Origin of the sequence: Sunxiuqinia elliptica, from assembly GCF_900113005.1 — a bacterium.
GTDB classification, from domain to species: Bacteria; Bacteroidota; Bacteroidia; order Bacteroidales; family Prolixibacteraceae; genus Sunxiuqinia; species Sunxiuqinia elliptica.
This window is the reverse complement of sequence record NZ_FONW01000005.1, coordinates 224,567-242,561: the sequence shown is the minus strand read 5'-3', so window position 1 is coordinate 242,561 and position 17,995 is coordinate 224,567. Positions and strand designations below refer to the sequence as shown.

At 41.1% G+C, this 17,995-nt stretch carries 12 protein-coding genes; 2 read left to right on the top strand and 10 right to left on the bottom strand.

Annotation, left to right across the window (positions count from 1 at the left end):
• Positions 1-7: 7 nt before the first annotated feature.
• Positions 8-1,342: an Omp85 family outer membrane protein gene (gene omp85 / locus BM156_RS11900; RefSeq protein ID WP_093920095.1), complete on the bottom strand. Its 1,335-nt coding sequence runs from the start codon at positions 1,340-1,342 to the stop codon at positions 8-10.
• A 229-nt stretch (positions 1,343-1,571) separates the two neighbouring features.
• Between omp85 and BM156_RS11895 the strand changes: the two genes are divergently transcribed.
• Together BM156_RS11895 and BM156_RS11890 are read left to right on the top strand one after the other, a co-directional pair.
• Positions 1,572-2,585 (top strand): GntR family transcriptional regulator, encoded by a 1,014-nt coding sequence (locus tag BM156_RS11895; protein ID WP_093920094.1) that lies wholly within the window; start codon positions 1,572-1,574, stop codon positions 2,583-2,585.
• Between the two features lie 94 nt (positions 2,586-2,679).
• The gene (locus BM156_RS11890; protein ID WP_093920093.1) at positions 2,680-3,090 is read left to right on the top strand and encodes a response regulator; all 411 of its coding nucleotides are present in this window, start codon (positions 2,680-2,682) and stop codon (positions 3,088-3,090) included.
• A gap of 34 nt (positions 3,091-3,124) precedes the next feature.
• On the opposite strand, the gene BM156_RS11885 is transcribed toward BM156_RS11890, so the two are convergent.
• The 9 genes from BM156_RS11885 to BM156_RS11845 form a co-directional block, all read right to left on the bottom strand.
• Positions 3,125-4,216: a family 20 glycosylhydrolase gene (locus BM156_RS11885; protein WP_093920092.1), complete on the bottom strand. Its 1,092-nt coding sequence runs from the start codon at positions 4,214-4,216 to the stop codon at positions 3,125-3,127.
• A gap of 112 nt (positions 4,217-4,328) precedes the next feature.
• Positions 4,329-5,534, bottom strand: a complete 1,206-nt coding sequence (locus BM156_RS11880; RefSeq protein ID WP_093920091.1) for a DUF5009 domain-containing protein — start codon at positions 5,532-5,534, stop codon at positions 4,329-4,331.
• Between the two features lie 253 nt (positions 5,535-5,787).
• The gene (locus BM156_RS11875) at positions 5,788-8,076 is read right to left on the bottom strand and encodes a glycosyl hydrolase family 95 catalytic domain-containing protein (protein WP_093920090.1); all 2,289 of its coding nucleotides are present in this window, start codon (positions 8,074-8,076) and stop codon (positions 5,788-5,790) included.
• A 192-nt stretch (positions 8,077-8,268) separates the two neighbouring features.
• A complete protein-coding gene (locus BM156_RS11870; RefSeq protein WP_093920089.1) occupies positions 8,269-9,852 on the bottom strand; it encodes an arylsulfatase in 1,584 nt (527 codons plus the stop codon).
• A 68-nt stretch (positions 9,853-9,920) separates the two neighbouring features.
• Entirely contained in the window at positions 9,921-11,813 is a 1,893-nt protein-coding gene (locus BM156_RS11865) for a RagB/SusD family nutrient uptake outer membrane protein (protein WP_093920088.1), read from the bottom strand.
• Positions 11,814-11,817: 4 nt separating this feature from the next.
• On the bottom strand, positions 11,818-15,216 hold the full coding sequence (locus tag BM156_RS11860; RefSeq protein ID WP_093920138.1) for a TonB-dependent receptor: 3,399 nt from the start codon (positions 15,214-15,216) through the stop codon (positions 11,818-11,820).
• A gap of 171 nt (positions 15,217-15,387) precedes the next feature.
• Entirely contained in the window at positions 15,388-16,368 is a 981-nt protein-coding gene (locus BM156_RS11855; RefSeq protein WP_093920087.1) for a FecR family protein, read from the bottom strand.
• A gap of 63 nt (positions 16,369-16,431) precedes the next feature.
• Entirely contained in the window at positions 16,432-17,013 is a 582-nt protein-coding gene (locus BM156_RS11850) for an RNA polymerase sigma-70 factor (protein ID WP_093920086.1), read from the bottom strand.
• 77 nt (positions 17,014-17,090) lie between these two features.
• Positions 17,091-17,774 (bottom strand): DUF2490 domain-containing protein, encoded by a 684-nt coding sequence (locus BM156_RS11845; RefSeq protein WP_093920085.1) that lies wholly within the window; start codon positions 17,772-17,774, stop codon positions 17,091-17,093.
• Positions 17,775-17,995: the final 221 nt, after the last annotated feature.

The following is a 17,995-nucleotide window of genomic DNA, read 5'->3' as shown; positions in this document are numbered from 1 at the left end:
CTTTTGGTTAAAACAGGTAATTCAATCCGGTATAAAGGCCTGACTCTCCATCTCGCTTATCTGTAGCGCGTCCGTAGTCAATGGCAATGATAAAGTTCTCATTCATCGCAACGCGTATACCCGTGCCAAACGAAAAGTGCATTTTCTCAGCATCATGTTCAAAATACTCAGTATACCGCACTGAAGATGTGGTAACCGACAGTGGATTGTTAAACTCAATTTTATTGGTCACACGACCAAAATCCGTAAACCCATTCAATCCCAAGTAGAAGTTGTTGTTCAACAAACGAAAGCGGGCAAACTTCCAGCGCAACTCAACATTCCCAAAGAAAAAGCCATCGCCAATCACCCGGTTACGACGAATGCCTCGCAATGTTTTTGAGCCTCCAAGCCCTTCCGAAGTAGACCCTTTCATCACGGACGTTATAAACTGCGACTGATAATAGTATGGCACATCACCAGCCAATGTGGTTTGATAAACCAACCGACAAGCCAGAGACAAATCATCCGGAACCAGCGTAAAATATTGCCGATGCGTTAAACTAAGCTTTGCAAAAGCACTTTCCGCTCCTAAAATCTCTGGAGCAACAACCACAACTGCTTCGGACCAAACCCCTTTCATCGGTGAAGGCTTATTGTCTCGCGTATCCAGTACGATTCCCCCTTTAAACGTTGGCACAAAACCGCCATCAGCTTCTTCTGCGCTGAAAATTCCCCAATCGACATACTTATCATATAAGCCATCAACGTCAGGCAACAAATCCTCGCCCTCTTTTCCTTTGTTCAACTTATCTACGTCTACCGATTTGATGTCGAAATTCAGCCAATTTAAACCAGCAATCCATCTCCAGTTATTCCCTGACAATTTACCCTGAAAATCGATCTTCCAACGAAACAACTTCCGGTCGTATTTGTAAAACACCCGCGAAATATATTCATCCGCTTCGTCATCAATCCAAGCCTTATTATAAACAGCATCAAAGCCGTTAAATCCGTAGAAATCGTATGCCTGATCTGTCAGAAAACTCAAATCCATAGAAGTTTGCAATCCTTTAAAAAGCCGATCGGAATCGTAGTAAAACCGATAAACTCCACTTCCTTTGGTATAACGAGAAACTTCAAGATACAGGGAATGATCGTAGCTGGGATAACGACTACCGTCTCCATAATGGTAAAAGTTGAGTAAACCGCCATACTGCAAACCCAAATCGGTATCGAACGTCACAGCCGGCAAGGCTCCAAAATTCCATCCTTCTTTGACTAGCTGTTCTTGCTTTTTCTCTTGAGAGAAAGTAGTTAAACTGGCAACAAAAAAAACAATAAAGAAAAGTCGACGTTTCATCAGCGTTTGATCAGGTTAATATTTGTTTATTGCGCAAGATAGTTTTTTTTGATTAACGAAGCGAGCATCCGAAGTCTCTTAAAACTTGTGATTGAATAAGTCTGTCGTGTAAAGAAGACGCGGAATTCTTATTCGCTCACGCAAAATGTCGGAAGACATGCCCCCGGAGACCATTTGATTTCTTATTTTTACCCATTGAAACACCTACAAAATTGTAATACGAGTAAGAATGACCCAGTTTTCAAGAATAGATTCAGATTCTGAGATTCCGAAATACAAACAAGTTGTCGATCTCATTATTTCAGATATTGAAGCTGGAATTTTCAAACATGGTCAGCGCATTCCATCAATCAATGAAACCAGTGAAGAACTGCTTCTTTCGCGCGATACGGTTGAGAAAGCGTATGTCTACCTGAAAAGTAAGGGCGTTTTACTATCCGTACGAGGGAAAGGCTACTACGTTAATAAAACCACGGTTAGCCACCGCCTAAAAATTGCGCTTATATTCAATAAACTAAGCAACTACAAGCGGAGTTTGTATTCCTCTTTCACACAAACGATTGGTACTAAAGCCAGTGTTGATGTGTTTATTTACAATTATGATCTGGGTGAGTTTGAAAGTATTATTAACAACAACTTGAGCAGCTACGATTACTTCGTGATTTTGCCGCACTTTAGAAACGAGCAAACTGATATTGCATCGGTTATTCGGGAAATCCCCAAAGAAAAAGTCCTGCTGATCGATAAAAATTTGGAAGAACTGAAAGATTACCCGGTGGTTTACCAGGAATATGACAAAGACATCTTGACGGCACTGGGTGAAGCGTTGGACCTACTTAAGAAATATAAAAAGCTCAACCTGGTGTTTCCTAAGAATGAATTTTACTCAAGCTACATTGGACGTGGATTCAAGATCTTCAACCAAATTCATGGCTTCGATTTTCAAATTTTCGATTCCCTGAATCCAGCAGAAATCCATCAAAATGAAGCTTACATTTTAATTTCGGATTATGATTTGTATGACTTAATCAAGTTGATCAAACAACGCAACTGGGTTCCCGGCAAAGACATCGGAATTATTTCATATAACGAAAGTCCCGTAAAAGAATTGTTGTGTGATGGAATCTCAACCATCTCCACCAACCATGACCAGATTGGTCAACTGGCTGCAAAAATGATTCTGGAGCAAGATTTTAAACGTATAAAAAGTCCGTTCGAGTTTATCCGACGGAACTCACTTTAATTTCAAACAAATGGATTCAAAAAATTGGGAAATAAAATTGAATCCGTTATCTTAAACAACTGATTTATATTGTCAAACCTTTGAAAGACAGCAAATGAACGATAAGCAAATTCACATTCTAATTGCGGAAGATGAAGAATTTAACTACCTCTACCTTGCCGAATCGCTCAATGATTTTAATGTAAAGCTTTATCGTGCCAAAGATGGCCTTGCAGCAGTTGAACTTTGTCGGGAAAACCCTGAAATCATGCAAGTCCTCATGGACATTCGTATGCCAGTGATGGACGGCTATACAGCGACCAAAGAAATCAAAAAGTTTCGCCCCAACCTACCAATTATTGCTCAAACGGCTTATGCCATGGAGTCGGATCGTGAGCGTGCGCTTTCGGAAGGTTGTGACGATTATATTTCGAAACCCATTAAGCGAAAGGACTTGCTCGACATGGTTGCCAAGCATGCCCCATTAAACTGTCCTCTTCGAGAAATCTCCGAGTCTAATCAGTAATATAAATCACTTTTCGCTTTATTCCACGGCTCTTCTAGTTGGATGAAAGGGTTTCAATTTCGGTGAACATCGCTCGAAAGCAATTGGCGGGTGAATTGGTCACGGTGTCATTTTCATTGTAGTACTGTTGCAGAAAGCGCCCTGCACTTGACCACACCGTCTGCATCATTCCTTGATAACGCGGCTTCATTTCGGGAGTTGCAGATGCCCTGAAATCAAACATATCGCGCGTTTGGGCAATTGCATTCTCAGGGTGCCTCCATGGGCAAGTTACCACATTCAAACCTTTCATGGCGAAGTAAACGGCAGTTTTATCGGGACGCTCATAATGCCAATCACAAATCATGACGTTTTTGTCAATCAAGTCAATCGCACGGTGCGTATTATTCATACTTGCCTCCCACATACCCATACCAGTTGTCTTCCCGTCTAATAGCCGATCGCCCCAAATCCAAAGCTGGCGATCGTTTAAATCCAGGTAATTTTGAATTTTATTGACTTCGCCAGCAAATAGTTCAGCCTTATCGCGGCCAGCACATCGGGGACATTTTTCATCACCAATATAAAATACCTCATCCATCCCGGCATGAAAAGCGTCCGCTTCGAAAACCTCACAAATTTCATCAACCAAGTCGAATACAACAGCATGCACTTCGGGATGCAGTGGACAGTAGCTCTTGCAATACAAGCCATCCTCATTGGGCCACTCATACTTTTCGGGTAACTGAACATGCGGTGTCTCATCAAACTCCGGATAAACTTCAAGCAGCTTTTCCAAACGCAAATGCCAGGATTGATGCCCCAATAGATTTATTTGAGGAATCAAACGGATGTTGTGTTTCTGACATACTTCAACCATTTGCTTCACATCCTCTTTAGAAAGTGCTACTTCATTTCTGAGCTCTGGATGACTTTCATATTGATAGTTGTAGTCAACGCGCAGTACCAACACATTGACCTGCCGAGGCGCCAGTTCTTCGTCAATAAAGCGGACAAAGTCTGTGACTTCTCCAACTTGTGGAGCTCCAATACAAAAACCGCGAATTGGAAGCGTTTCACCTGCCTGAACATTCAAATTAATGCCTACAAGAAGCATTAGTGCAAAAAATAACCTTAAGTGTTTCATCTGTTTAGTTTCATTCGTTTTTAGCGATTAAGCCATTTCGCAGCAAGATTTCAAAAGCTTTTAGCAGTTCAAACTTTGTCAATCAGTAAAAGAGAATAAGTTAGCGTTCGTTCTATAATTTTAATCGAATATTGATTCGCGCTAACAACGCAGCAAAGCCCACCATGGCAAAAGCCCACACCAATGATCCTGCAACAACCAACAACTGACTATCTTCTTGCTTGTAAAACAAAATAGGCAAGCTCAATCCCCAAATCAGGTAATAAAAAATATCGGGCGCCAAGTAAGTTGTTAGGGAGTTTTGCCCAGCTGGCAGAAACACTCGCGACCATTGCTGTTTTTTCCAAACATCGAGCACCAGGTACAACAAAGCAAAAAGCAACATGCTAATGCCATTACAAAGCATTCCCCAACTGGGTGTCGCCTGAATTTTAGAAACAATAAACCACTGCCGCAACACCAAGCCAGCAACCAACGAAGCGATCCCCATCAACACAAGAATCATTAAAAACCGTTGTTTATTCTTTCCCTGCTGCTTGAGTAACAAGCCAACAACTAAGCCAGCCATAACTATTGAAGGGGTACTTCCTGACAGGAGTACGCCAAAAACAGGTTTGATTACATCCAACCCTCCAAGTAACTGTAGCTGCGACAAAACATTCAACACAAAAAACAATAACCAGCCAGCCACAATTCCCAACATCCGTTCGCCAACAATTAAGAATGTGACGGAAGCTGCAAAGTATCCCCAGCCAATCAATCCGAGGATTCCCCACCAGCCTGTTCTTAACCACTCCACCTGCCCAGATTCTCCGGCTCGGTATATTGCAACCAAGGCTACCAAGCCCAAAATACCAAGGGTTTTCAATCCTATGAAAAGCTTTTTATAATTTGGATTTAAAGGATACTTGTTCCAAATGAGGAACACACACAGGTACATCAAGATCGCCCAGACAAAACGGTTCATTCCTGTCAACTCAGGATTAATCCGTCCGGCATTCAGCATCAGGACTCCAATAATTAGTAAACTGATGGTACGCACCAAAATGTGTCCAAGGAGTTGTGGTTTACGGTCTCCTTTCTTTAAACGAGAGGCAAAAGCAAAAGGGACAGAAAGTCCGACCATAAAAAGGAAACCGGGGAAAACCCAGTCTGCTAATCCCATTCCATCAAAATCGGCGGGGGTGTGAACCATCCATTTTGGTGCTCCGGGCACAAAAAGGTCATTCACAAAAAGCATTAAAAAAAGAGTTAAACCACGCATGATATCTATCGAAAGCACGCGCTGAGATTTAGTTGAGCTTGTTGTTTGTTCCATAGGTTTTTTAGTGAATCTAAAACTAACTAAAAATCATCTGAAAAACACACAAAACACCTTCAAGAATTTTGGTGCCTCTGTTGGCTTATAAATCCGGTCGATCAGAATAAAAAAACCAATCTCTACAGTCATTGATTCGTGGAAATCCACATTCGACTGAAAAGATTGGCTTTTATCTTGGAGTAACAAGCCATATGGATAGCGACAAAACGCTCTCCCCTTTTGTGCTTGCAATTCTAAAGCTATTTCATACCTATTTTAAGGTCAACTTAACCACTTGTCCTGCCTCCATGTTAATCTTAATTATCCCTGAATCAAGAGCAAAATCAGGACCATCAACGTTGAAATCATGATTTCCAAAAGGATTATGAAGTTTAAACACTCCTCCTTTTTCAGATTTTACGGTTACCGAAACTGGCAATCCTTCCTGCTTTTCAGCTGATACTAAAAAAGCCCCTTGCGTACGCAAATGTTGAAAGCGAACGTCTTTCCAATCCGTTGGAATCGCCGGAAAAATTCTTACGACTCCGGTATGGCTTTGGATTAACATATCCTGCACACCGGCTGCAAAAGCAAAGTTCCCCTCCAAGGTAAATGGACGATAAGTCATTTTTGAGTGCCCGGCTTTACATTGGTCGCCATTCACATGAAATGAATTTCTCAAACAAAAGCATTCAGCAAAAACACGAAGCGCTTCTGCTGTTTTCTCTCCTTCGAAAGCCCGTGCGTAAAGGTTTCCTTGCCAACTATACGAATAGCCTGTCCAATAATCTGGTCCCTGTTTTTCGAGGTTCTCCAGTGTATTTCGGATAATCTCCTGATCCTTTTCCCCTTTTGAAAAATCAATTGTTCCTAAGGGATGGTATGCCATCAGGTGCGAGAAATGGCGGTGCGACTCGTTATAGGGGAACTCCGGGGCGAACATCAATCCTGTTTCCGAATCAACAGCCAACTCAGGCCACTCTGAAAGTATTTGCAGCCAAGCGTTGCGTTCTTCTTGCAATCCCAATTCACCTGCTAGCTCTGCTGCTTTCTCATACGTCCAGCGAATCAAAGCCAAGTCAAAATTCGTAGTTTCTGAAAACCAAGCTTTAGACGAGTTATTATAGATCTCTGGGCTCGAGCTCATTTTCAGTTTTCGCGTCCCATCCTCCGCTTTGATGGCCATATTATCAAAAAACACCGCCACATCTTTCAACCAGGGATAAGCACGTTCTTTTAGGAAGTCGCGATCCATTGAATATTTCCAATGCAGGTAAAAATGGTGTCCTAACCAAGCAGCCACTGTTTGCCCCATGGAGTATTGGATCCAGCCGCCCATCGGTTCTCCTTCTAAGGTACTCACACCCGGAACATTCATTCCTTCAACACCGAAATACTCCTTGGTATATTTCTTAAATGTTGGCCGATACTTCCACAACCAATTCAGAAAACCTTCTTCCAAATCCAGGTAATTTCCGGTGTAAGATGGCCAATAGCTTAGCTGGGTATTTAGGTCGTGGTGAAAATCGCCTTTCCAAGGTGGTAACTTCCCATGGTCTGCCGTCCAAACTGATTGCAAACAAATAGGGGGCGCATCGGGCCTTGCAGCGGATCCAAATTTATACATTTCCAAATCATATTGGCGCTGTAACACCGAATCAGGAATGCTAATTGCCGACTTTGCCCAATAGCTTTTCCACCATGCTAAGTGTTCTGCTAAGGAAGACTCAAGTCCCTGGGTCAATTCCTGTTTCACCCACTCACTTGCTAGTGGTTGACTATCTTTTTTATCATTTTCGGAAGAAACCGACCAACAACCTTCCAAGCTGTTTTCGGTCTGCTGCCACGAGGTATGGATCTGGTACGCAAAATCGCCCCATCCGTGTTGATTGTATGTCAGGGAGTTGTTGTCTTTAGTAATTTCTCCCTGCTCATAGCCCAATTGATTCAAGTCATTTCGAGACTGGCTGGTATAACCTTCATTATTCTCCCGGTTATACGCTGGCGAAATAAGCTCAATTCCCAAGTCTTCAGGCAAATTCTCAAAGCGGTACCAACCAATTGGCTTCTCTGCATGCACAAAGGTCGTTAGCTTTGCACCATTTTCCCAAGAAACCACACAGGATGCCGTTTCTAGCTCCAACTTCACTTCTTTTACAGTACCCAACTTTTCAATATCAAACTCCAAGGCGCCAGCAGGGATTTTTGAAGGAGCCGGCGACTGATTATAAGGTGTATCAAATACCTCTTGTACTTTTTTGTATTCTTCGGCTTTCCAGTGCTCATAAACATCTTCAAATGTCCATTGATTAAAATCGATGTTTGCCATTGGGCGTAAATCCCAAAGATCAGCACGATCAAGTGAAAAACGCAGCTTGCCCTCTTTCTTCCAGACGAGTGCACCGACCATGGCATTCCCCAAAGGCATCGCTTCATCCCAGGTAGCAGCCAGCTCATTAAATACTAAGTTATTCTTCGGATTTTGTTCCTGTTTTCCGTTGGCGACGCAGGAGACCAACAAAGTAAATAACAAGACAATCAGGGTAGGTTTCATTTTCATTCAATTAAGTAGTTAGTAGTTCCTTAGATTATTAGACATTAGATTTTCAGATATTAGACAATAGATAATTGGAGCATAGGCTTTAAAACAACTTAACAAACATGCCGCAGAATCCCAAGAACATTAAAGCTCGGACGATTATAAAGATTCAACGAGCTACTTTAGATTCGTCATTTCAGAAATCTCATAGTCTTATTCGTTCGTATCAATTTTTACCATTGGGAGTACAAACTTCTGGTAAGTAAATTGCCCATTGGCCAAATCACCATTGCACTCTTTGGTTAAAATCATTTTAAGCTCTTCAACCTTTTCAGGAAACTGAGCAGCCAAATCGTTCTCTTCGCGGTAATCATCCGGTAAATAGTACAATTGGAAGATATCTTTGCCGTAATAGTTCCGAAGCTTCCACCCTTCCTTAGTCACGATCGTTCCTCCATACATGGACGAGTTAATCGTGTAATCATGTTCTGTCGTTTTATCCGCTCCTGTCAGTATCGGCATGATCGAAATTCCATCTTTTGACTCCTCCAATTCGATGCCCAATAAATCGGCAAATGTAGGTACCAAATCATAGTTAGCCACCAGGTTATTCGCCTCCTGTCCACCTTCAATCTTACCGGGCCATTTCACAAGCAAGGGGACTCTTAATCCTCCTTCCCAGCTGTCATACTTTAACCCGGCCATGCCATCGTTACCATTAAACACATCGCCTCCCAGCTCAGAGTAAAACTTCGTTGTAACATTATCAAATCGCTCTCCGGTTTGCATATTTCGAACCGGCTTAAGAATTCGTCCTTCTTGCGAATAGTAGATTTCATGGCCATTATCCGAGCTAAAAATAATCATGGTATTTTCTTCCAAACCGAGCTTTTCCAGCTCCTGCATAATCACGCCAACGTGATCGTCCAGCATTTTCACCATCGAAGCATATTCCTTTTCGATTTGAGTCAAGCGATCGTCATTCTTAAAGTCATCATGTACCTCAGGAATGGCAACCGGACCGTGTGGTAATTGTGTTGGATGGTACAGAAAAAACGGACGGTCTTTGTTTTCGCGAATGAAAGAAAGCATCTTATCCAGAAACAAGTTTTGAGAATATAAACTCTTGCCTTTCATATTCCACCGTTCCTTATACGCTTTTGGCGTTTCCCGCTCGATTGTTTTTCCACAATCTTTTCGGGTATTACCCGGGATATCAATTTTCTGTCCATTTTCGAACATATAAGGAGGGTAAAAACCATGGGCCATCACATGATCAAGATAGCCATAGTAATAATCCCAGCCATGCTGTTTCATCTCTTCAAACGAAACCGAAAAGCCCCACTCCAACTTGCCTACCTGACCAGTTGTGTAGCCCGCTTTTTTAAATACCTCAGCCAAGGTTGTTGTAGAGGTATTTGAATTCCCAACCTGCTTGTCTAATGCTTGAGAAATTTCATCAGCCGTAACCTCGCCATCAAAAACCTTCTTGTAAGCACCGCCACTCGTAATCTGCCACTTATTGGTATGGCAATCATGGTAGCCAGTTAAAAGGCTTGCCCGGGCCGGTGCACAAAACATGCAGCCCCGAACATTACTAAACCGGATTCCTTCTGCTGCAATCCGATCAATATTCGGTGTCTTTACGATTTGTTGTCCTTCATACGACAACATGCCACGCCCCAAATCATCGGCATAAATAAAAACAACATTGGGCAACTTATTTTCAGGCTTGTCTATTGCCTGACATCCGGCCAAACCGGCAACTCCAGCGAGAGCTATAAAAAAATTATTCATACGTAAACTCTATTTAAACCAAGTGGCCTTTATCAAAAAAATAAAAGCCACCTGATCTCAAAAATAATTTATTGCCATCCTGGATTTTGCTCCAGGTTCTCATTCAGTATCAACTGCGTTTTTGGTATCGGATTCAGATTATAATAATCTTGCCAACCTTTCCCTTGTTGGACAAAATCTCCAACGCAAACCACACGTCCTAAGTCATCGGTTGTAACAGAGGCTTCCGGGTTGACATCAGCTTCGGTAATAAAAATTGATGCGCTTCCAAAGTAATCATCTTTTTCGGATGCAGCAACACGCACGCCTAAAGGCCTTTGATTTATATAATATTCGCCTCTATTCCATCGTCGAATATCATAAAACCCGAATCCTTCTCCCAGTAGTTCGACCATTCGTTCCCGGCGAATTTCCCAAGCCACAGGATCAACTGTTGGGTCTCTGTCCGGGTCAAAAGAGTCATCTATTTCGTTGACATTCATTGCAGCCACATTCGCACGAGCCCTAAGCTTATTAATGGTTAAGTCGGCAACCGATTGATTAAACTTGCCCAACTCGTAAATAACCTCGGCATAGTTCAACATAATTTCTTCAATATGAAAAATTGGAAAATCAGTCACAGCAAATTTTGCTCCAGCCTGTATTGCTGACTCATTGTAGGTATTATAATACATGTAGAAATAATAACCGCCATAGTTACGCATCGGCCCCCAAGAATGAGAAGATGTTTGAATCATTGGAACTCTGGAAAGAAACTGAGGCTGCCAGGTATGCAAAGGAAATTGGTGATTGGCATCGTTAATATTGTTCATATAATCAATGTAGTAACGATCTTTCGGATCCATCCCTTCAGTCCACCACGAGTCCCGATTTGCATCGGTTACTGCAACTCCATTTCCTTTATTGGTTTTATAAGGAGGAACACAGCGCCAGTACAAGCGATGATCGCGATTTTTAAACTCATCATTGACGGTAGCATTGGCTCCAGTTCCTTCATAAAGATCACTCGTTGCAATGGGCTTACCATCCTGACACAAATAACGCCCCACCGTACGTGCATGCAACGACACCTTTTGACTTCCCCCTCGCTCCATACGAGGAAGTCCAGACATTTCCAGATCTTCAACACACTGTTTAGACAATATGACTCCAGGAACGGAAGATAAGTCATCGGAGGACCAAAGGTCAACATAGTTAGCAGCAATTGCAGGATAAACATCAATCAAAAGTTTTGATACACGCTCACATTCATTGAGGTAAACTTCTGCATCAGAAAGCGAATGGTATTTGCGCCATGTTCCTTCAAATAAACAAAAACGTGACATGAGCGCTCGTACTACGTTTCTATTTATCGTATTCTCACCTTCACCTTTCTCTTTTATATTTTCCTCTGCATATTTCAGGTCGCGCAAAATATTACTCGCCACCTCATTTCGGGGAGTCCTTTTCCCATAGAGAATATCCAGATCATCGTCAGCCACTACATCCTCCAACCATGGTACGTCACCATAGCGAGCTAATAAATCATAGTAACGGTACGAACGAAAGAATAAACCTACCGCTCGCCAGTGTTTTTTATCAGCCTCACTCATCTGCGAACCATCAATATTGCGAAGCATGATGTTTACTTTACGCATATAACTGAAATCCCAGCCATTATCTGTATTTGTAGTCGAAGTAATATTATTCCACTGCCAATGATTATTCTGAACATTCGTACCACTACTTTTATAAAGGTAGTTGGCTAGAACATCTCCTGAAGCATGTGACTCAGCATATTGTCTCATGGAAGTATTGGCAAAAATTCCATACATACCCCATGAGTAAGTTTGAAAGTTATCGTAAGTAACAAAAGCAGTGCTTTCACTCACCGATGTTTTAGGTGAATACTCCAAGAAGCTATCATTACACCCAACTGATGTTATAATTATTATGAAAAATATATATTTAATGAATTTCATGGTCTTATAAGTTTAAATTTACACCAAACGAGAAAGTTCTGTATTGCGGATAGGTCCATGTCAGGTTTTCCGGGTCAATACCTTGCGGAAGATGATCAAATGTAAATAGGTTTTCACCACTAAAAAATACCTTAACATTATTCAAACGAATTCTATTCAGAATACTTTTTGGTAAACTGTAACTAAGTGTGATATTCTTGACACGCAAGTAAGCGGCATTACTCAGGAACTTATCAGAAACTCTTTGATTTGCCCCCTGAGAGCTTCCTCCATTTTCATAGATACGACCATAATACGCATTGTCCTTATTTTCAGGTGTCCATATTTTACCAACCTGGTCAGCGTAAACAGTTCCATACTGGCTAGCCATAGGAAAAATGATATTTCCACCAATCCAGGCATCCCGTTTTCCAACTCCTTGCAGAATAAAAGATAATCCAAAGTTTTTCCAATCAGCTGAACCATTTACACCATACTGGTAACGAGGACGGCTATTCCCAATAATTTTTCGGTCGCCGGGATTATCCACTGTATTGTCCCCCGTATCAATTCTATTTTCGCTAGCTTCATCATCCATTAAGTTTTTATACTTAATGTCTCCCTCGTGCGATGTTACGCCATTAATACTAACCACGTCGCTATTTAAAGCTCCATTAGCATCAAAATCACTTGCGGTATAAAAACCATCAGTCACATAGCCCCATATTTCTCCGATCTCCATGCCAGTTCGGTAGCGTTTCGCTTTTTGTGCCTCATTTCGGTCGTAAAACAAGCCTGTATCATTTTTATACCGCGTAATATAAGAACGAGAGTCATACAGGTTGAATCCCAGAGTGTATTTAACTTCTCCAATATTGTCTTTCCAATTAAGAGAAAACTCCCAACCATTGGCTTTCAGGTCAGCAGCATTTTGTTTGGGAGCAGTTGCTCCGGCCACAGCAGGAAACTCTTCCGCCGGCCCCAACATACCAATCGTGTTACGTCGATAAATATCAAACGAACCACTGAGTTTACTATTTAAGAAGCCAAAATCAATACCTCCGTTAACCGTATTGACCTCTTCCCAGGTATAGTTCGCACGCACCATTGGCAATCCACCCATCGTTTGAGGGACAAGGCCGTTGTATATCCAATTGCCATCAACAATCGGGAAGGTAGGCATGAAACCATAGTTCTCAATATTCTGGTTACCCAATGTTCCGTATGAAGCTCTTAATTTTAATAAGGAAATCGTTCTGTTTGTTGACTCCATGAATGATTCTTTTGCGAGATTCCAAGCAGCTGACACCGATGGGAAGAAACCAGCACGATAATCAGTAGGGAACTTGGAAGACAGGTCGTAACGACCATTAAACTCGATGAAGTATTTTTGGTCATAGTTGTAATTAAGCCTGAAAAAACTGCCTCTAAGTGCGTACTCACTATAATCATCTTCGGTGTCAGGCGGAGTTAATCCATTTGTCCCACTCAAAGACGGAAGCTCATTATTAATCATATTATAAGCCGTCGACTTTAAATACCTGTAATCATTGTATTCCTGATTGTACCCAATAACTCCTGACAGGTTATGCGATACACCAAATGTTCTTTCGTAATTAGCAAAAGCATTGATTGTTGTATATTTTGTTGTGGCCCTTGATGTAGAAAACGGATTGGTTTTAGTTGATGGTTTTATACTCTCAGCTAATCCTTGGTGAACCTGAAAATAGTTGGCATAGTTCTGATTATCCGTCAAACCCATTTGATAAGAATATTCAAAAATAGCTTTTAAGCCTTTTAAGGGTTTAATCTCAGTACGTGAAAAAATCCGAGTATTATCACTCACCCTTTCTGACACATCAACTTGTTTGATGATGTTAGCCGGAGTCATCACCAGGTACTCATCTCCATCGGTTCCATAAGGCAGTGAACTATCCGGATGATAAGAGGGACGATTGGTTGGCCACAGCCTTAACTCGCTACTTCCATCCAAATGAGGATATTGCTTATCACCAGTGTTGTATTTAATATCCAGAGATGTTGTTAACCATGATGTAATGTCTCCACTCACATAAGAAGAAACACTGGTTCTTTTAAACCCATCTTTATCCGTAACCAAAATCCCATCTTCATCGGTATAGCCCAGCGAAATTCGATAATTGATTTTTGCACTTCCCCCATGCACCGAAATGTTATGTGTTTGCTTCCACGATGGTTCAAACATATCGCCCATCACATCGGTTTGTTTCAGGAAATACTTGGTTCCATTAGCTTCGGTCCAGCCCAATGGATAGGCTGCCGGATTATTTCGATAGTCTTGAAGCAACTCCGTGTAAGTATCAATATTTTGGCCAGACCAGATAGATGAATACTCTCCATCTTTTAATGTTTGAATCATATCTGAAGGGGCAGCCAACTTTGGAAGACTATTCACCGTTGATACCGCAAAATTATTGTTATAACTAATTGAAAGATTCTCATCTCGTTTCCCTTTTTTTGTCGTGATCAAAATGACTCCAAAAGATGCGCGAGCCCCGTAAATTGCAGCAGAAGAAGCATCCTTCAAGACTGAAATACTCTCAATATCATCCGGATTAATTAGGTATAAGTCATTATATACCACATTATCGACCAGCACCAAGGGAGCACCGCCATTAATTGACTCCAAACCTCTGATATTAAAGCTGTTTCCGCCTCCTGGAATCGCAGAGGATGAGGACGTGAATCCCGGGACAGCACCTTGTAAGATGGTTCCCAATCCAGTAACCGGACGCTCTCCCAAAACCTCTTCCATTTTTACGGCAGAAACTGCTCCTGTCAGATTTACTTTTTTCTGAGTCCCATAGCCTACAGCAACCACTTCCTCAATGCCAATGGCATCCTCTACCATAGTGATATTAAGCACGCTTTTGCCCAAGACGGCCATTTCTTCTGTCCGCATTCCGACAAAAGAAAAAACCAAAATACCATCTGCCGGAACATCTTTTAGAGTATAGTTTCCATCAAAATCAGAAATGGTTCCCTGAGTAGTTCCTTTAACAAGTACCGTTACCCCAGGAAGTGGCTGTCCGGAAGAATCCTTAATGGTTCCATTCACTTCTATTTTCCCTGTTTGAACAGCTGGATTGGACGATGACAGAATAACCTGACGTCCTTTAATTTCATAAGTGATCCCTGCATTAAGCAATACCTCATCCAACACCTGATTAATTGGAGAATCACTAAAACTCACGGACACTTTTTGATCCACATCAATCTCGCCACTATAAAAAAAGCGATAAGAAGACTGATTTTCAACAAGCTTCAAGAAATCCTCCATGCGCATATCTTGCACCGTCATCGTTAACCGGTTGGTTTGGGAGAAACTTTTTGAAGCAAATGCTCCCATGATTGAGAGCAGCAGAATGAAAGTTGTTAATTTCATTTTCAATAAAGTTTGGTTAAGAGACGACCATTGGTCATCGCAACCTCGTTTTTTTTCCATAATTTTGTAATGATTGGTTTGTACTCCTTATAAATCAATTATTGAAAAGAAGTAGGAAGTCGCATTTCCTGCTTCTTTTGTTTTAGTTAGCTTATTCTCATATTCCTTCGTTTATTTTTTCAACGCACTTATTTTTATTATTCGTTTTTTCGAATTGTACGAATAGGTAACCGATGCTGTTTTGCAAATAATATCCATTGCCTCGCTTATCGTTTCGTTCTCGAAGGTTCCTGAAAACCAAGGCCCTTCAAAATCATCACTTGAATACTGAATATCGACATTAAACCATCGTTCCAAACGTCGCATGGCAACAGGAAAGGTTTCTCGCACAAAAATCAGTTTTCCATCTTTCCATGAAGTATAGATCCGTGTATCTACCTGATCTTTTACGAATTGATCATCGACCAGTTGGACTTGATCTCCGGGCTCTAAAATTCCCAATTTCGTCCCCTTCTTATTCAGAATTTCAACTCGCCCACGTTCCAAAGTTGTTGTGAATTCACCTTCCTCATAGGCCTGTACATTAAAGGCTGTCCCCAATACCGCTACACTTCCTGACTTTGTTTCTACGGAGAATGTATTTTTGCTCTTTACCACATCAAAAAAGGCTTCCCCCCGAAGTTCAACAGTACGATTCTTTTCAAAATTTGCAGCATACGAGATTGTTGTTCCAGCATTCAACCAGACTGTTGATCCATCTGGCAATTCAAATTCGGTCTTTGCTCCATTCGGAACGCTTACTGTTTGAACCAGCTGTTTTTCATCGCCCGGCTCTTGTCCCCGATACAGCCAAACATTGGCAATAACTAGCCCCACCATAAGAACAGCTGCTATTTTCAGTCCTAGGGAATAATACTTGGCCCTCTGCAACGAGCGGCTAAGCTCTTCATTTAGAATTGTGTGCTTGATTTTTTGTAGCAACAGTGGATTTTGTTTCTCAGAAAATGTTTCTTGAGACTGTCGTTGCCATTCATCATCCATGAACCGATGAATTGCTGGTTCATTCTTTTTCTGATTGATAAAATCAGTAAGCTGATCAAACTCATTTGGCGTGATTACCGACTGGAAATATTTTTTGAATAGATTCTTCATTTTGTGTCTTCTACTAGTAATACACAGCAAAAGGATCCATCCCTAAATAAAAATCAAGAAAATTTACAGAAAGAGATAAAAATACAACACAGACAAGAAGCCTAAGGTCTCCAGCCTCGATTTTATCATACTGATTGATTGCCCAATATGATACTCAACTGTTTTTGTCGAAATACTTTTCTTTTCTGCAATTTCTTTATGGGAAAGTCCTTCAATGCGACTCATTCTAAAAATCTCTCTTTGCTTTTGAGGAAGTTCATTGATAATTTCCTCAACCTTTTCTTTTAACTCATCATACTCCACATTGCCCATCGAAAGGAATTCTTCAGCCACAGAAGCCTCCAGAATACGATCACGCAACTTTTGGTTGTTCAAACGACTTCTTAATTCGTTCAGCAACAAATTTCGGGTTATCGTAAAAATGTACGAATTGAATGATTCTGAACGTTTAATCTCTGCCCGATTATGCCAGATTTTTAGGAAAACCTCTTGCAGAACATCATCAATACCATCTTCAAGTTTCAGGAATGATTTTGAGAAGTTATAGAGCCTCGGATAATAGTAATTGAATAATTCCTCTAAAGCTTGCTTGTTACTTTTTGCAAGCTCCTTCAAAATTCGATCTTGATTAAACGCTGTATCCATCCGGCTAGTTTGATCTAACAAACTTAAAAAAAGATCAGAATAAATAACTATTTAAGCCCAATCCATTCTTGGGGCAACTATAATTCGAGCCCCAAAACAAGGCCAACAATCAGACGATGTGCCCAAAGATCGGTGTTATTATTCGATTGCAACAACAGGTATGCTCCGGGTTCAATTTTTCCCTTTTTTCCCTCAATTCCAGCATACACACGATTGCGGGTATACTGTTGATGGGCAACAAATATTTCTTCTGTCACATACGGATTTAGCTTCAGTGAGGTCCAATTTAGCTGAGGTTTGATTTTCAAGTCAGTTCGATACCGAACATGTGATTCTCCCACTTCAAATAGTCGATACTCCACCTTATGCCTGTTCCGGAAACTCCATTTTCCAACACTTTTCTTCAGTGAGGTTCTAAACATTGGACGGTACTCCACCACTCTCCGATCACCCAACTTATAATTCTCATGCCGGTACATGGCTTCAAAGTTCACCCATGAGTTTAAACGATATCGAAGCTTCCCTTCGACAAACCAATCATAAAAACCCTGCTCGGAACCATAAAGGTTATTGAAAAGAACTTCGGCACTAAACTTCTTACTAATATTATGATACACATAAAATTCCTGCCAAAATTCTTCGAACTCAGTTTTGTCTTGCTCAGGACGAGCTTCAGCTTGGCTAAACGATACCAAACATAAAAAGAAAATAATAAACGACTTGCAGTAGTTCAACTTAAGGGGTAAAATATTATTCAGCATTATTCTTCATCAGTTAAGACAACGGGCACCAAGACACACAAACAAGAATTGGCAAACAGATTGCAATTTTATAAAAGATATCACAAAACAATTACAGATTAGACCAGAAAATTTTGCGGGTGGCTTTATTGGCAACGGACTTGTAGAGAAATTGAAAAAACACACTACTGAATCAACTATCGAATTCGCTCAAAATAAAAAGCTCCAGTGCAGGTGAATTA

What these genes read in the sequence shown, in the direction of transcription:
- omp85 (WP_093920095.1), bottom strand. Translation starts at nt 1,342, where the DNA reads ATGAAACGTCGACTTTTCTTTATTGTTTTTTTTGTTGCCAGTTTAACT.
- BM156_RS11895 (WP_093920094.1), top strand. Translation starts at nt 1,572, where the DNA reads ATGACCCAGTTTTCAAGAATAGATTCAGATTCTGAGATTCCGAAATAC.
- BM156_RS11890 (WP_093920093.1), top strand. Translation starts at nt 2,680, where the DNA reads ATGAACGATAAGCAAATTCACATTCTAATTGCGGAAGATGAAGAATTT.
- BM156_RS11885 (WP_093920092.1), bottom strand. Translation starts at nt 4,216, where the DNA reads ATGAAACACTTAAGGTTATTTTTTGCACTAATGCTTCTTGTAGGCATT.
- BM156_RS11880 (WP_093920091.1), bottom strand. Translation starts at nt 5,534, where the DNA reads ATGGAACAAACAACAAGCTCAACTAAATCTCAGCGCGTGCTTTCGATA.
- BM156_RS11875 (WP_093920090.1), bottom strand. Translation starts at nt 8,076, where the DNA reads ATGAAAATGAAACCTACCCTGATTGTCTTGTTATTTACTTTGTTGGTC.
- BM156_RS11870 (WP_093920089.1), bottom strand. Translation starts at nt 9,852, where the DNA reads ATGAATAATTTTTTTATAGCTCTCGCTGGAGTTGCCGGTTTGGCCGGA.
- BM156_RS11865 (WP_093920088.1), bottom strand. Translation starts at nt 11,813, where the DNA reads ATGAAATTCATTAAATATATATTTTTCATAATAATTATAACATCAGTT.
- BM156_RS11860 (WP_093920138.1), bottom strand. Translation starts at nt 15,216, where the DNA reads ATGAAATTAACAACTTTCATTCTGCTGCTCTCAATCATGGGAGCATTT.
- BM156_RS11855 (WP_093920087.1), bottom strand. Translation starts at nt 16,368, where the DNA reads ATGAAGAATCTATTCAAAAAATATTTCCAGTCGGTAATCACGCCAAAT.
- BM156_RS11850 (WP_093920086.1), bottom strand. Translation starts at nt 17,013, where the DNA reads ATGGATACAGCGTTTAATCAAGATCGAATTTTGAAGGAGCTTGCAAAA.
- BM156_RS11845 (WP_093920085.1), bottom strand. Translation starts at nt 17,774, where the DNA reads ATGCTGAATAATATTTTACCCCTTAAGTTGAACTACTGCAAGTCGTTT.